Origin of the sequence: Pseudomonas fluorescens, assembly GCF_902498065.1 — a bacterium.
Classification (GTDB): domain Bacteria; phylum Pseudomonadota; class Gammaproteobacteria; order Pseudomonadales; family Pseudomonadaceae; genus Aquipseudomonas; species Aquipseudomonas fluorescens_BJ.
In genome coordinates, this window is sequence record NZ_CABVIR010000010.1 from 153,415 (window position 1) to 168,810 (window position 15,396).

The following is a 15,396-nucleotide window of genomic DNA, read 5'->3' on the forward strand; positions in this document are numbered from 1 at the left end:
GCCCGTTCCCTCGCTCAACGGTAAAGGCTGGATATGCAGGAAGACGCCCCAAAAATCGCCAAGGACGCCGCGCCGACCGGCACCCAGACATTGCTTCGCGGTCTGGGTGTGGTTCAGGCCGTGGCCAGTGGCGCCCGCGATCTCAAGGAAATCGCCCGGCTGATCGGCACGACGCGCAGCACCACCCATCGTCTGGCCAGTTGCCTGGTGGACGAGCGTTATCTGCGCGTGGTGCCGCAGGTCGGTTATTTGCTGGGGCCGAAGCTGATCGAGTTGGGTTTCCAGGCGCGCGAGGAACTGCCGCTGGTCACCTTGGCCGGGCCGTATCTGGATGAGTTGTCGGCGTTGACCGGCGACACCATTCACCTGGCGATTCGCGAAGGCGACGAGGTCCTGTACCTGCACAAGAATCCGGGGCGCAATGGCCCGGAAATGCGTTCGCGGGTCGGCCATCGCATGCCGTTGGCGCGCACCGGGATCGGCAAGGCGCTGATGCTCGATGACACGCAGCAAGAATGGCAACGACTGTACGAAGTCAGTCTGCCGACGGGTGGGAAAAATCAGTTCTGGCCGCAGCACCCGGAGCAATCCTGGGAGCAGTTTCAGCAGCGCATGGTCGAGTACGTGGCAGGTGGTTACGCCTTCGACCTGGAAGATAACGAACCGTCGATCCGCTGTGTGGCGGCGCCAATCCGTGATGCCAGCAAGCGCATTGTCGCTGGCATCAGCATCGCCAGCACCGTGCCGTACATGCCGCTGGAAAAAATGGCCGAGCTGATTCCCCTGATCAAAGGGGTCACAGCCCGGCTCTCGGCAGAGCTTGGCGCTAAGGTCTGATCAGACTTTCAGCGTCGCCATGTCGATGACGAAACGGTATTTCACGTCACCGGCGATCATGCGGGCATAAGCCTCGTTGATCTGGCGGATGTCGAGCATTTCGATGTCGCAGGTGATGTTGTGCTCGGCGCAGAAATCCAGCACTTCCTGGGTTTCGGCGATGCCGCCGATCAGCGAGCCGGCCAGTACGCGACGGCTCATCACCAGTTTGCCGGCGTGGACCGGTGGATCGACCGGTTCGATCAGCCCGACCAGAATGTGCACGCCATCGAAACGCAGGGTGTCGAGGTAGGGATTAAGGTCGTGCTGCACCGGAATGGTGTCCAGCAGGAAGTCGAAATGACCCGCTGCTGCCTTCATCTGTTCGGCATCGGTCGACACAATCACGTGATCCGCACCCTGACGACGACCTTCTTCAGCCTTGCTCGCCGAGCGAGTGAACAGCGTCACTTCCGCGCCCATTGCCTTGGCGAACTTGATGCCCATGTGCCCGAGGCCGCCCATGCCGAGAATCCCGACCTTGTCACCCGCCTTCACGCCGTAGTGCTTGAGCGGCGAGTAGGTGGTGATGCCGGCGCAGAGGATCGGCGCGGCACTGGCGAGGTCGAGTTTTTCCGGAATGCGCACGACGAAGTGCTCACTGACCACGATGCTGTCGGAGTAACCGCCCATGGTATTGCTGCCATCCACGCGGTCAGGGGTGGCATAAGTCATGGTCGGACCTTCGAGGCAATATTGCTCGAGGTTGGCCTGGCAAGCTTCGCAGCTGCGGCAGGAGTCGACCATGCAGCCGACGCCGACCAGATCGCCGACTTTATGCTGGGTGACATTCGCACCGATGGCGGTAACTTTGCCTACGATCTCGTGGCCGGGCATCAGTGGGTAAACGGCAATGCCCCACTCGTTGCGCGCCTGGTGGATGTCGGAATGGCAGACGCCGCAGTAGAGAATATCGATCGCCACGTCGTCGGCGCGAGGGCTGCGGCGTTCGAATTTTACCGGGGCGAGGGGAGTGGTGGCCGACTGGGCGGCGTATCCGATGGCGGTGTACATGATGAACCTCGCAAAAGCAGTGGCAGGTGAGGCGGCGCATTTTGAGCGCCGCGTCGGTCACCGGCCATGGCGATTCCTCCGGGTGTCATGCCTATTCCTCCGGCATCAGGGTTCGTTTGGTCAATTGGTCGATCAGACCTGCGATGATGCTTTCATCCCTTTTTCCGTTATTTTTTTTGTGAAGAGCTCTCATGTTGCTGACCCGTCATCTCGATGCCAATGCCACGCTGGTTTCGCTGATCCAGCCTTTGACCACTCGCGATGGTTTTGCTCCGACGGCATTGCCGGGCGTGCAGGTTTTGCGCGCCAGTTGTGATGTGGCGCGCGGTCCGCAGATCTATGAACCGAGTCTGGTCATCATCGCCCAAGGCAGCAAACTGGCGTACCTGGGGGCTCGTACGCTGGAATACGGCGCCGGGCATTACCTGATTCAGGCATTGCCGGTGCCTTTTGAATGCGAGACTTTTTCGGCGCCTGATGGGCCGATGCTTGGGGTTTCTATAGCCATCGACCGGGTGCTGCTCGGTGAGTTGGTGTTGGCCATGGGGCTGGCACCGGGGCGCAATATTCCTGCGCAAACCCCCGAGTCGATGACTTCGGCGGTGCTCGACGATGCGATGCGCGGTTGCGTGGAGCGGCTGTTGCGTTGCCTGCACGATCCACTGGAATGTCAGATCATGGGGCCGGCGCGGTTGCGGGAACTGTTGTTCGTCGCGTTGCGAGGTCCGCAAGCGGATGTGTTGCGTGCGCTGGTGGAACAGCAGGGCCAATTTGCTCGGGTTGCCGCCTCCCTCAGTCATCTGCACGCGCATTACACCGAACCGCTGAACGTCGATACGCTGGCCAGTTGCGCGAACATGAGTGCGTCGACCTTTCATGAGCATTTCAAGCGCAGCACCTTGTTGTCGCCGGTGCAGTATTTGAAGCGATTGCGCTTGCTGAAGGCGCAACAGTTGTTGCTCACCGAAGGGTTGGGCGTGGCGCAGGTGGCGCATCGGGTCGGGTATCAGAGCACCTCGCAGTTCAGTCGCGAGTACAAGCGCTACTTTGAGCGCAATCCTGGCGACGAACGCGCTGCCTGAATGTGTGATTGACCCTGTGGGAGCGAGCCTGCTCGCGATATCGGTGTGTCAGTCGAAATAAATGCTGGATGTTAAACCGTCGTCGCGAGCAGGCTCGCTCCCACAGGGGAATTGTGGTGTTGCCGGAATTGCAGGCAACAAAAAGGCCCCCATTTCGGGAGCCTTGTTGTTCAGCGGTTCAACTTACATGTTCGGGTAAGTCGGGCCGCCAGCACCTTCCGGCGCCACCCAGGTGATGTTCTGTGCAGGGTCCTTGATGTCGCAGGTCTTGCAGTGAACGCAGTTCTGGGCGTTGATCTGGAAACGCTTCTCGCCGTCTTCCTTGGTCACCACCTCATACACGCCAGCCGGGCAGTAACGCTGGGCGGGTTCATCGTACAGCGGCAGGTTCTTGCTGATCGGGATGCTTGGATCGGTCAGCTTCAAGTGACAAGGCTGTTCTTCTTCGTGGTTGGTACCCGAGATGAACACCGAGCTGAGCTTGTCGAAGCTGATCTTGCCGTCCGGTTTCGGGTAGTCGATCTTCTTGCAGTCGGCTGCCAGCTTCAGGCAAGCGTAATCCGGCTTGGTGTCGTGCAAGGTGAACGGCAGTTTGCCGCCGAAGATGTTCTGGTCGAGCCAGTTGAAACCACCGCCGACGATCGCGCCGAACTTGTGGATCGCCGGGCCGAAGTTGCGGCTGGCGAACAGTTCGTCGTAGAGCCAGCTCTTCTTGAATGCGTCGACGTAAGTGGTCAGCTCTTCGGTGCCGTCCTTTTCAGCGAACAGCGCTTCGGCCACGGATTCAGCGGCGAGCATGCCGGACTTCATCGCGGTGTGGCTGCCTTTGATCTTGGCGAAGTTCAGGGTGCCGAGGTCGCAACCGATCAGCGCGCCGCCCTTGAAGACCATTTTTGGCAGCGAGTTCAGGCCGCCTTTGCAGATGGCGCGGGCGCCGTAACTGATGCGCTTGCCGCCTTCCAGGTACTGCTTGAGCACCGGGTGATGCTTGAGGCGCTGGAACTCGTCGAACGGCGACAGGTAGGTGTTGCTGTAGGAAAGGTCGACGATCAGGCCGACCACCACCTGGTTGTTTTCCAGGTGATAGAGGAAGGAGCCACCGGTGTTCTCGGTGCCCATGATGTCCAGCGGCCAGCCGGCGGTGTGCACCACCAGGCCTGGCTGATGCTTGGCCGGGTCGATTTCCCAGATTTCCTTCAGGCCGATGCCGTAGTGCTGGGCGTCGGCTTCGCTGTCGAGGTTGAAGCGCTTGATCAACTGCTTGCCGATGTGGCCACGGCAACCTTCGGCGAACAGCGTGTACTTGCCGCGCAGTTCCATGCCCGGGGTGTACAGGCCTTCTTTTGGGTTACCTTCGCGGTCAACACCCAGATCGCCGGTGATGATCCCGCGAACCACGCCGTTCTCGTCGAACAGTGCTTCCTGAGCGGCGAAGCCTGGGTAGATTTCCACGCCCAGGTTCTCGGCCTGTTGGGCCAGCCAGCGGCACAGGTTGCCCAGGGAGATGATGTAGTTGCCTTCGTTGTGCATGGTCTTGGGCACAAAGAGGTCAGGAATCTTTTGCGCGCTCTCGGCGTTTTTCAGCACGAAGATGTCATCGCGTGTGACCGGCGTGTTCAGCGGCGCGCCGAGTTCTTTCCAGTCCGGGAACAATTCGTTCAGGGCGCGTGGTTCGAACACGGCACCGGACAGGATGTGAGCACCCACTTCGGAGCCTTTTTCGACCACGCAGACGCTGATTTCCTTACCGGCTTCAGCAGCCTTCTGCTTCAAACGGCAGGCGGCGGAAAGACCAGCGGGGCCGGCACCGACGATGACCACGTCGAATTCCATGTATTCGCGTTCCACAGGTTATCTCCTACTCAAGGCTCAACAGTTTTTTTTCTAATTGGAGGTTTGGTGTCGCATCCATGAAATCCTGCGCGAGGCAGGAAGAGGACAATCGATGAACCACCTTTCTCTTTGGGTGGCGCATTATATCTACACCACTCTTAGCGTCCAATACAAACGTTTGTTTGAATCGGCTCAAAGCCAGAGAAATCAAAGTCACGCGGCTTATGACTGGCCATTTTGCCGTATTGACCGGAATAGGCGTTCCGGTCAAGATACGGTCGGTTTTGCGCTCGCCGTAGGCTGACTGTTGGTTTCAAGAGCACCTCTAAAGACAGGGCGATGGCGGTACAAGGTGATGCGCAGTGCAGTGATGGCGCGCAGTTTACACGCCGCGATATTGAATGACTTGTTGGTCACCACTGACGAACGGTCATCAACATCATGAGCGATGGTCACTTGATACTTATGCCGGCGTTTTTAGAGGTGCCCTTGCGCCCGATGAGCATCAACCGCCAGGTTCGCCTAGGCGACTTTCTTTTCACCGGAGAGTAACGAGGAATCCATGAAGGTTCTTGTAGCTGTCAAACGCGTTGTGGATTACAACGTCAAGGTTCGCGTCAAGGCGGACAATTCCGGCGTCGACCTCGCCAACGTGAAGATGTCGATGAACCCGTTCTGCGAAATCGCAGTGGAAGAAGCCGTACGCCTGAAAGAGAAAGGCGTTGCGACTGAAATCGTCGTCGTCTCCATCGGCCCGTCCACCGCTCAAGAGCAACTGCGCACCGCGCTGGCTCTGGGTGCCGACCGCGCCATCCTCGTCGAATCCGCTGAAGATCTGACTTCCCTGGCCGTTGCCAAGCTGCTCAAAGCCGTTGTCGACAAGGAACAGCCTCAGCTGGTGATCCTCGGCAAGCAGGCCATCGACAGCGACAACAACCAGACTGGCCAGATGCTCGCTGCATTGAGCGGCTACGGTCAGGGCACCTTCGCTTCGAAAGTCGAAGTGTCTGGCGACTCGGTTGCCGTGACTCGCGAAATCGATGGCGGCGCGCAAACAGTTTCCCTGAAACTGCCAGCCATCGTCACCACCGACCTGCGTTTGAACGAGCCGCGTTATGCGTCCCTGCCAAACATCATGAAAGCCAAGAAGAAGCCTCTCGAAGTGCTGACTCCGGACGCTTTGGGCGTTTCCACCGCCTCCACCAACAAGACCGTGAAAGTCGAAGCGCCGGCTGCACGCAGCGCGGGTATCAAGGTCAAGTCGGTGGCTGAACTGGTCGAGAAACTGAAAAACGAAGCGAAGGTAATCTAAATGACTATCTTGGTTATTGCTGAACACGACAACAAAGTGCTGGCCCCGGCCACGCTGAACACCGTGGCCGCTGCTGCCAAAATCGGCGGCGACATCCACGTGCTGGTTGCAGGTCAGGGCGCTGGCGCCGTGGCTGAAGCCGCTGCGAAAATCGCTGGCGTGGCGAAAGTACTGGTAGCTGATAACGCTGCCTACGCTCACCAGCTGCCGGAAAACGTCGCTCCTCTGGTCACTGAATTGGGCAAGGGCTACAGCCACATCCTGGCTGCCGCCACTTCCAACGGCAAAAACATCCTGCCGCGCGTTGCTGCGCAGCTGGACGTTGACCAGATCTCCGAGATCATCTCGGTTGAAAGCGCTGACACCTTCAAGCGCCCGATCTACGCCGGTAACGCCATCGCGACCGTTCAGTCGAACGCTGCGGTCAAAGTGATCACCGTGCGTGCCACCGGTTTCGACCCGGTCGCTGCTGAAGGTGGTTCGGCCGCTGTTGAAGCCGTTGCTGCTGCTCACGATGCTGCGATTTCCAGCTTCGTTGGCGAAGAACTGGCCAAGTCCGATCGTCCGGAACTGACCGCTGCCAAAATCGTCGTTTCCGGCGGTCGCGGCATGCAGAACGGCGACAACTTCAAACATCTGTACGCCCTGGCCGACAAGCTGGGCGCTGCCGTCGGTGCTTCCCGCGCTGCGGTCGACGCAGGTTTCGTACCCAACGACATGCAGGTCGGTCAGACCGGCAAGATCGTTGCTCCACAGCTGTACATCGCCGTCGGTATCTCCGGCGCGATCCAGCACCTGGCCGGCATGAAAGACTCCAAGGTGATCGTCGCGATCAACAAGGACGAAGAAGCGCCGATCTTCCAGGTGGCCGATTACGGCCTGGTGGCGGACCTGTTCGAAGCCATCCCTGAGTTCGAGAAGCTGGTCTAATCCAGCCGCTTGACCTATAAAGAGCCCGACCTTTTGGTCGGGCTTTTTTTTGTTCTTCTGTAGGCGCCAGCAAGCTGGCTCCTACAGGGGATATAACGGGGTTTGAGTGGAGTGTATTGCCGTGGATTTGCGCCGAGTGTTCGGTTGGTCATTGCTGCTGGGTTTGACGCTGTTGCCAACGCTGTCCACTGCGGCGGGCAAGTGCGAGCGACTGGTGGTCACCGGCAGTCCGGATGCGCCGCCGTATCTGTGGCAAGACCCGCAGAACCCCACGCACCTGATCGGTGCCAGTGCCGACCTGTTGCAACAGGTAGCAGGGCAGTTGGGCATCAAAGTCGAGATGCTCTATGCCGGCAAACGTGCCCAAGCCCTTGATGAAGTGCGCAGTGGGCGCATGGACATGCTGGCCGACGCACCGTTGACGGTCAGTGAGCTGGAAATCCTCGATTATATTCATCCGCCGTTGCTGGAAAACGATTACCTGGTCTGGACCCGAAAAGACTCGCCACTGGTCTACAACCAGGCGCAGGACCTTCACGGTCATCCTGGTGCGCTGTCGGAAAAGTCTCGAATGACCGCGGCATTTGGTACGTTCGCCGAGCAGCAATTGACCCTCGTACGCACTGCAAACCTGACCCAGGCTTTTCAGAAATTGCTGTTGGGGGAAGTGGAATTTGTCCTTGCCGGACGCTATTCGGGCATGGCGGCCGCGCAGGCCCTGAGCATGGCCAATGACCTGGTCGCGCGCTCACAACCGGTCGACAAACCCGGTCTGTTCCTCGCGGTTTCCCATAACTCAGCCTGCAACGATCCGTGGTTGCGCGGACAGCTGGCCAAAAAGATGACAGAATTGTCCGCGTCCGGACTGACGGAAGCTGTGCTGCAACGCAATATCGAGCGCTGGAAGGCGCAGCAACAGCAGCAGCTACAACAACCCGCCAGTACCCCAAAACAGTAGGGATTTTTAGTGAGTATTCGACCTCTTTTCGCTGCCCTGGCCGTTCTGGCTCTGGCGGGTTGTACAGCCGATCCGGCGCCGAATGAACAAATACGCCTGACCGAACAGGTGCTCGTGCAAGCCAAAGCCGTGGGTGCCACTGCGGACGATGTGCCGGAAATGAAACTGGCCGAAGAAAAATTCGCCCGCGCCCAAGGTGACATGACCGATCAGTCTTACAAACATGCACGCATGCGCGCCGAACAGGCCGAACTGGACGCTCGTCTGGCCGAAGCCAAGGTACTGACGCTCAAAAGTGAAGAGAAGCTGGATCTTCTCAACACCCGCATCACTCGATTGCGCAAGCAAGTGGGAGATGCCCAATGAACCTCACGTCCAAAACTATCGGCGGCTTGATCCTCGTGGGCTGTGCCAGTCTCTCTGGCTGCGCCGGTCAGCACAGTGAAGCCGCGCTGCAAGAAGCGGGTGCCGACTTTCAGAAAGTGAAAGAGGATTCCAACGTGCTGCGAATCGCGCCGAAAGACGTGATCCGTGCCGGTGAATCCCTGGCCCGCGCCGATCGCCTGTCCAGTTACTGGGGCAGCGGTTCGGACGTGGTGCACTACGCCTACCTGAGTCAGCGCTACAGCGAAATCGCTCGGGAGCACACCAATCAGGTCCTCAACGAGGAGCGCGCGGCGAAGCTCGAACTGGAGCGTCAGCGCCTGCAACTGGCCCTGCGAGAATCCAAATTGCTGAGCGTGCAGCAGCAAGGCAAGTGGCTTGAAGAGCAGATTGTTGCGCTGGCGACCACCCAGACTGACCGTGGCCTGGTGATGACCCTCGGCGATGTGCTGTTCGACACCGGCGAAGCGGAGCTGAAAAACTCGGCGAACCGTGTGGTGTTGAAGATCGTGCAGTTCCTGCAGCTCAATCCCAAGCGCGTCGTGCGCATCGAAGGCTACGCCGACAGCACCGGCGGCAAGCAGGAAAACCTCAAACTGTCCCGTGACCGTGCGCAATCGGTGGCCGATGTGCTGATGGACCTGGGCATCGACGATAAACGCATCCAGGTTGAAGGCTACGGTGACGAGTACCCGGTGGACGCGAATGCCTCTGAACGGGGGCGGGCGCAGAACCGTCGGGTGGAAATTGTGTTCTCCGACGAAAAAGGCCAGCTCGGCGCCGCCCGTTAAGGCGGCGTCTCTGGAAAACCCGGCCTGCCAGACAGCGCCGGGTTTTTTTGTGTCTGCCAACTCCCCCACGTTCTTCATAAAAAGCAGTACAGATTTTGCTGACACTGCACTGTACGGTCGACTATTGTGGCAACTGTCCCCGTACACTTCTAAACTGTTCCGGTATTGTTTCACACAAGAATAAAATGCCCGTGAAATCGAGTGCTGCGTCATGACCAATCTCTTGCTCTACCAACGTATTGCTCAACAACTGGCCGAAGACATCCGCCGTGGTGTCTATCAACCGGGGGAGCGCGTGCCATCGGTGCGCAAGATGAGCTCGCAGCTCAATGTCAGCCATGCGACGGTGTTGCAGGCCTATGCCAATCTCGAAGATCAGGGGCTGATTCGCGCCCGGCCGCAGTCGGGTTACTACGTGCACCAGACGCCGGCCCTGACCGCGCCGACACCGGACATCGCCCGGGTCGAACGTCCCGGCCTCGTCACCCGCAGCAGCATCATTCAACAAGTGTTGGTCGAATCCCGTCGCGAGGGCGTATTTCCTTTGGGCGCGGCGGTGCCGAGCGTTGATTATCTGCCGGTACGAGCGCTGCATCAGCAGTTGGCCAAAGTCACCCGATTCCATAGCCCACGGGCATTCAGCTACATGTTCAGCCCCGGTTTTGAACCGTTGCGGCGGCAAGTGGCGATTCGCATGCGCGATGCCGGCGTGGTGGTCGATCCGTCGGAAGTGGTGATCACTCACGGCTGCGTCGATGCCCTGCAGATGTCCCTGCGCGTGCTGACCCGGCCGGGCGACCTGATCGCCGCCGAGTCGCCGACCTATTACGGTTTGCTGCAACTGGCCGACCTGTTGGGCCTGAAAGTCATCGAAATCCCTAGTGATCCGGCGACCGGCATGAGCCTGGAAGCCCTGCAACTGGCGGCCAATCAATGGTCGATCAAAGCATTGGTGCTGACCACGCGCCTGAGCAATCCGCTGGGTGGCACCATGCCCGAAGAGCGGCAGAAACAACTGCTGCGACTGGCCTCGGATTTCGATATTCAGGTGGTCGAAGACGACATCTACGGCGAACTGATGTTCGAGCAGGGGCGCACCAAGGCACTCAAGGCCTACGACCGGCTGGATCGGGTGATCTACTGCTCAAGCTTCTCCAAGACCCTGTCCCCGGGTGTGCGGATTGGCTGGATGATTGCCGGCAAGTACCAGCAGGAAATCCAGCGCTTGCAGACCTTCAGCACGCATTCGGCTTGCAGCGTCACGCAGATGGGGATTGCGGCGTATCTCGAAAATGGCGGTTACGACCGGCATTTGCGCTACATCCGTCAGGAATACCGCAAGAATCTCAGCGCTTTCCAGCTCGCGGTGCAGCAGTATTTTCCGGAAGGCACGCAGATGACCCGACCGACCGGCGGCTTCATTCTGTGGGTGAGTCTGCCGGGGCGGGTCAACACACAAGAACTTCATGTGCGCGCGTTGCAGCAAGGCATCAGCATCGCACCGGGGTTGATTTTCAGTAACACCGAGCAGTTCAATCACTGCATTCGGCTCAACTGCGGTATTCCCTGGAATCGCGAAGCCGAGCGTGCGTTGATGACCCTGGGCATGCTGGCTACCCAGCTTTGCCAGGAGATGACCGGCGGAATGTGAAAGGGCGGGCGGGTAATCCCTGCCCGAGCTTGTCATGTTGCGTCCAACAAGCGAGCATATGCCCTCTGCCGATAATGCCGTTATCCCCGTTGGGTCCATGAAACCGATTTTTCCTGCCGCCTGGTTGTCGATCTGCCTGTTGATGACCTTCAATTCGGAAGGCGTCATGGCGGCATCCGCTCAGGAAAAACCGGCCGCCAGCGCGACGTCGAAAAAGCCGGCACCGGCAAAGAAAGCCACGCCGGTCAAAAAGAAAGCGGCTGCGCAGAAAAAACGTCCACCGATTGCCTCAAAAACCAAACCGGCCAGTGAAGTGGTGAAAACCAAACTGCCTTCGGCTGACCTGGATTTGAGCTTGCCTGAGGACATGGCCGAGGAGTTGAAGCCGATCGGTACAGTTCCGTTGCCCCGACACGACGCGGTGTTGCCAAAAATGTTTGGTGAGAAAGCCGGCAGCTCTCCGTTTCAACTCAACGGGCGACTGATCAGCAACGAAATGAAGCTGCAACTGCGTAACGAAGAGCGTCGGGACGTCGACGGCGCGGCGCTGGAATTCGAGTTCAAGCAGTAAATCCTTTCTCGGCGTGACCCGCAGGCCAGACGCTTTGTCGGAGACTGGTCAGTCACGCTGGTTTGAGCGTAAAAACCCGGCAGCAGGTAATTTAAAACAACTGTTTTAGCGGTTACTCTGTGCCCCGTCCTTTAACACATCACCCGTCGCGAGGAGCTTTTCGTCATGAAATGCCGTGAAGGTTGTGGCGCTTGTTGCATTGCCCCTTCCATCAGTTCACCGATTCCCGGCATGCCCAATGGCAAGGCCGCCGGAGAGCGCTGCGTCCAACTCTCTGCCGAAAACTTGTGCAATATTTTCGGCAATCCGGAGCGTCCTGCCGTTTGTTCGGCGTTCGAGGCCGACGTTGAAGTCTGCGGCAGCAGCAGTGACGAGGCGATCAAATTGCTGGGATGGTGGGAGCAAATGACGGCGGCGTGATGTGTTCTACGAACGGAACTTCAACAATAAGGAATAAGACTATGGGTTCGCTGCATCGAATGGCTGTGCTGTGTGGTTTGACGGTTTTGCTGGCGACTGCCGCCGCACAGGCCGAAGACTGGAAGGTGGCCAAGAATGAAGACGGCATCAAAGTGTCCTTGAGTGAAGTGGCCGGTTCTGACTACAAGGCTTATCAGGGCGTTACCTTGATGAAAACCACCATGGCCAAGTTGCGCGCACTCCAGGAAGACGTGGCAGGCGCCTGCTCGTGGATTCACGAATGCAAACTGCAGAAACTGCTCAAGCACGAAGGCGATCAGAGCTGGACCTACACCCAGTTCAATACCCCATGGCCGGTGACGGCGCGTGATTCGGTGTTGCACATCACGACCACCGAAGGCGCGGATGGCAGCCTGACCCGCAAACTTGAGGGTGTGCCGAAGTACATTCCTGAAGAAAAAGGTTTCGTGCGGGTTACCAAGGTCGAGGGGTTCTGGAAGTTGGTGCCCAAGGGTGACCAGGTCGAAGTGACTTATCAGGTTCACACTGAGCCGGGTGGGAGCATTCCGTCGATGGTGGCCAACAAGTTTGTGGTTGATGCGCCGTTCAATACGTTGAAAGCCCTGAAAGAACGCGCCGAGAAGTAATTACGCCGTTCTTCTGATAAAGCGCCCTGATTTGATCGGGGCGCTTTTTTTTGTGGGGCGGTTTGTTTGATTGATTATTGTACATACCCGTTTCTGCGGTAACGCAGGAACGGATTTGGCCACAGTTGAGAAAGAGCACAAGCCCCCTGACTGCATTTGGTACCAGGCGCGGAGGGACTTTATTGTGTTTCCGGATATGCGTTGCACAAAATTTTCACAAAGCCTCCAAGACAATTCGCCCGCGCCAGCCGTGCAGATCAGTAATCAATGGCAATGCCGTGGTTGATCGTGCAACATTTGCGCACCGCGCGAACCCCGGGGCCGAGAACTGGCCGACAGAGGGCAGGGCGCAGCCGTAATTTTGAAACTTCAACTTCCAATGGGTCCTAAAACGACATGGCAATTCCGGACGCCCTGAGTCAGCAGCGAGCTTCTAGTCGCCTGCTGCAACCGACCGTCAAATCGCATCTGGCCTACACGCTGTTGTGTGCCCTGGTCATGATGGTCATGTTCAGCCTGCTGCGCGTTGCGTTGCTGGTCTACAACCGCGAGATGATCCTCGACACCCCGGCCTCGACCTTTCTCGAAGCGTTCGCCAACGGCTTGCGTTTCGACTTGCGCCTGGTGGTTTACCTCAGCATTCCGTTGCTGCTGGCGCTGTTCAGCGCTCGGGCCATGGCGGCCCGCGGGTTCTTCCGTTTCTGGCTGACCATCGCTTCGAGCATCGCGCTGTTTCTCGGCCTGATGGAAATGGACTTCTACCGTGAGTTCCACCAGCGCCTCAACGGCCTGGTCTTCCAATATGTAAAGGAAGACCCGAAAACCGTGATGAGCATGCTCTGGTATGGTTTTCCGGTGGTTCGCTACCTGCTGGCCTGGGCCGTGGGCACGTTGATCCTGACCCTGGCGTTCAAGGGTGCTGACCGCGCCACTCGTCCTCGCGGCCCGTTCAGCGGCGGCAGCATCGGCACGCGCCAGATCGCCCCGTGGTATGCGCGCATCATGGTGTTCGTGGTGTGCCTGATGGTCTGCGTGGTCGCGGCTCGTGGCACTCTGCGCCAAGGCCCGCCGCTGCGTTGGGGTGACGTCTACACCACCGACTCCAACTTCGCCAACCAGTTGGGCCTCAACGGTACCCTGTCGCTGGTTGCGGCAGCCAAGAGCCGGATGTCCGAGGAGCGCGACAACATCTGGAAGGCCACACTGGAGCAGCCGCTGGCCCAGCAGACTGTGCGTGACATGCTGCTGACGCCTAGCGACAAACTGGTTGATCCGGAAACGGCTGCTGTTCGCCGCAACTATACCCCGAATGCCGACAAGACCCTGCCGATCAAGAACGTCGTCGTGATCCTGATGGAAAGCTTCGCCGGTCACTCGGTGGGCGCACTGGGGCGTCCGGGCAACGTCACGCCATACTTCGATAACCTGTCGAAAGAAGGCCTGTTGTTCGACCGCTTCTTCTCCAACGGCACGCACACCCATCAGGGTATGTTCGCCACCATGGCCTGCTTCCCGAACCTGCCGGGTTTCGAATACCTGATGCAAACACCGGAAGGCAGCCACAAGCTGTCTGGCCTGCCGCAATTGCTCAGCGCCCGTGACTACGATGACGTGTATGTCTACAACGGCGACTTCGCCTGGGACAACCAGTCGGGCTTCTTCAGCAACCAGGGCATGACCAACTTCATCGGACGTAACGACTTCGTTAACCCGGTGTTCTCCGATCCGACCTGGGGTGTGTCCGACCAGGACATGTTCAACCGTGGCCTGGAAGAGTTGAAGGCCCGCGACGGCAAGGACAAAAAGCCGTTCTATGCCTTGCTACAAACCTTGTCCAACCACACGCCATATGCCTTGCCGACACCATTGCCGGTCGAGCGCGTGACCGACCGCGGCAGCCTCAACGAACATTTGACTGCCATGCGTTACTCCGACTGGGCGCTTGGCCAGTTCTTCGAGAAGGCGCGCAAGGAGCCTTACTTCAAGGAAACCCTGTTCGTGATCGTCGGCGACCACGGTTTCGGCAATGAGCAGCAGATCACTGAAATGGACCTGGGCCGTTTCAACGTACCGATGTTGCTGATCGGGCCAGGCGTCCAGGACAAGTTCGGTCAGGTCGACCATACCGTGGGTACCCAGATCGACATCGTGCCGACCATCATGGGCCGTATCGGTGGCGACGTGATTCACCAGTGCTGGGGCCGTGACTTGCTGAACCTGCCGGAAGGCGACAAGGGGTTCGGCGTGATCAAACCGTCGGGTAGCGATCAGACCGTAGCATTGCTGACCGCAGACCGCGTGTTGGTGCTGCCGAAAGAGATGCCGCCGAAGCTGTATCAATACGAACTCGGCGCCACTCCGAAAGGCGAATTGGTCCCGGCGTCCGCTGACGAAGCGGCTCTTAAACAGAAACTCGAGTCGTTCATCCAGACGGCGACCAAAAGCCTGATCGACAACACCGCCGGTGTCGTTGACGGCAAGCCGGACTGAACGTTGACGCAATAAAAAAGAGGCCCTTCGAGGGCCTCTTTTTTTTGCCTGTCAGCGCGTTATATCTTGCCGAGTAACAGCAGAATCAACAGCACCACCAACACCACACCGATGATACCCGACGGGCCATAACCCCAACTTCTGGAGTGAGGGAAGACCGGCAGACCACCTACCAGCAGGAGGATCAAAATAATGATTAGAATTGTGCCCATGTCTATTTCCTTGTTGGAAGTGTTCTGAAGTTTTCGGGTGATTAATTGTCAGCTGGACTGCAATAAACCCGAGCTGCTTACAAAATCCGACTGTTGCACATGAAAGAAAATTCCAAGTTTTTTTAATGTTTTTCGAAGAAAGGCTTATTTCGTTTTCAGGGGGCTAGTGGGTTCGGGCGCGCTCGCGGTTTGCTCGCGCCATTCAGCAATCTGATGGAGCGTGGG

Annotated in this window: 15 protein-coding genes; 12 read left to right on the forward strand and 3 right to left on the reverse strand. The window is 58.4% G+C overall.

The features are described 5' to 3' along the window. Positions 1–33 precede the first annotated feature (33 nt). Entirely contained in the window at positions 34–837 is an 804-nt protein-coding gene (locus F8N43_RS27310) for an IclR family transcriptional regulator (protein ID WP_150631704.1), read from the forward strand. Here F8N43_RS27310 and F8N43_RS27315 read toward each other — a convergent pair whose 3' ends face one another. Further along, complete coding sequence (locus tag F8N43_RS27315) at positions 838–1,890, reverse strand: NAD(P)-dependent alcohol dehydrogenase (protein WP_150631703.1); 1,053 nt, start codon at positions 1,888–1,890, stop codon at positions 838–840. It abuts the gene before it with no gap. 191 nt (positions 1,891–2,081) lie between these two features. Between F8N43_RS27315 and F8N43_RS27320 the strand changes: the two genes are divergently transcribed. Continuing rightward, positions 2,082–2,972, forward strand: coding sequence for an AraC family transcriptional regulator (locus tag F8N43_RS27320; RefSeq protein ID WP_150631702.1), 891 nt, complete (start codon positions 2,082–2,084; stop codon positions 2,970–2,972). Positions 2,973–3,155: 183 nt separating this feature from the next. Here F8N43_RS27320 and F8N43_RS27325 read toward each other — a convergent pair whose 3' ends face one another. Further along, positions 3,156–4,820: an electron transfer flavoprotein-ubiquinone oxidoreductase gene (locus F8N43_RS27325; protein WP_150631701.1), complete on the reverse strand. Its 1,665-nt coding sequence runs from the start codon at positions 4,818–4,820 to the stop codon at positions 3,156–3,158. A gap of 547 nt (positions 4,821–5,367) precedes the next feature. Between F8N43_RS27325 and F8N43_RS27330 the strand changes: the two genes are divergently transcribed. From F8N43_RS27330 to F8N43_RS27375, 10 genes are all read left to right on the forward strand, one after another. Beyond that, a complete protein-coding gene (locus tag F8N43_RS27330; RefSeq protein WP_007942046.1) occupies positions 5,368–6,117 on the forward strand; it encodes an electron transfer flavoprotein subunit beta/FixA family protein in 750 nt (249 codons plus the stop codon). Beyond that, positions 6,118–7,047 carry an electron transfer flavoprotein subunit alpha/FixB family protein gene (locus F8N43_RS27335; protein ID WP_150631699.1) on the forward strand — a complete coding sequence of 310 codons (930 nt, stop codon included), beginning with the start codon at positions 6,118–6,120 and terminating at the stop codon, positions 7,045–7,047. A gap of 121 nt (positions 7,048–7,168) precedes the next feature. After that, positions 7,169–8,005 (forward strand): substrate-binding periplasmic protein, encoded by an 837-nt coding sequence (locus tag F8N43_RS27340; RefSeq protein ID WP_150654617.1) that lies wholly within the window; start codon positions 7,169–7,171, stop codon positions 8,003–8,005. 9 nt (positions 8,006–8,014) lie between these two features. Continuing rightward, complete coding sequence (locus F8N43_RS27345; RefSeq protein WP_150654618.1) at positions 8,015–8,371, forward strand: DUF4398 domain-containing protein; 357 nt, start codon at positions 8,015–8,017, stop codon at positions 8,369–8,371. Further along, positions 8,368–9,180, forward strand: a complete 813-nt coding sequence (locus F8N43_RS27350; RefSeq protein ID WP_150631696.1) for an OmpA family protein — start codon at positions 8,368–8,370, stop codon at positions 9,178–9,180. The genes F8N43_RS27345 and F8N43_RS27350 overlap by 4 nt, the downstream gene beginning before the upstream one ends. 211 nt (positions 9,181–9,391) lie before the next feature. Continuing rightward, positions 9,392–10,831, forward strand: coding sequence for a PLP-dependent aminotransferase family protein (locus F8N43_RS27355; RefSeq protein WP_150631695.1), 1,440 nt, complete (start codon positions 9,392–9,394; stop codon positions 10,829–10,831). Between the two features lie 97 nt (positions 10,832–10,928). Further along, positions 10,929–11,402 carry a translation initiation factor 2 gene (locus F8N43_RS27360; RefSeq protein ID WP_150654619.1) on the forward strand — a complete coding sequence of 158 codons (474 nt, stop codon included), beginning with the start codon at positions 10,929–10,931 and terminating at the stop codon, positions 11,400–11,402. A gap of 165 nt (positions 11,403–11,567) precedes the next feature. Next, a complete protein-coding gene (locus F8N43_RS27365; RefSeq protein ID WP_150631693.1) occupies positions 11,568–11,822 on the forward strand; it encodes a YkgJ family cysteine cluster protein in 255 nt (84 codons plus the stop codon). Between the two features lie 41 nt (positions 11,823–11,863). After that, positions 11,864–12,469: an START domain-containing protein gene (locus F8N43_RS27370; RefSeq protein WP_150631692.1), complete on the forward strand. Its 606-nt coding sequence runs from the start codon at positions 11,864–11,866 to the stop codon at positions 12,467–12,469. A gap of 396 nt (positions 12,470–12,865) precedes the next feature. Beyond that, positions 12,866–14,959, forward strand: a complete 2,094-nt coding sequence (locus F8N43_RS27375) for an LTA synthase family protein (protein ID WP_150636012.1) — start codon at positions 12,866–12,868, stop codon at positions 14,957–14,959. Positions 14,960–15,018: 59 nt separating this feature from the next. Here F8N43_RS27375 and F8N43_RS27380 read toward each other — a convergent pair whose 3' ends face one another. Continuing rightward, positions 15,019–15,177, reverse strand: a complete 159-nt coding sequence (locus tag F8N43_RS27380) for a DUF3309 family protein (protein WP_174602692.1) — start codon at positions 15,175–15,177, stop codon at positions 15,019–15,021. Positions 15,178–15,396: the final 219 nt, after the last annotated feature.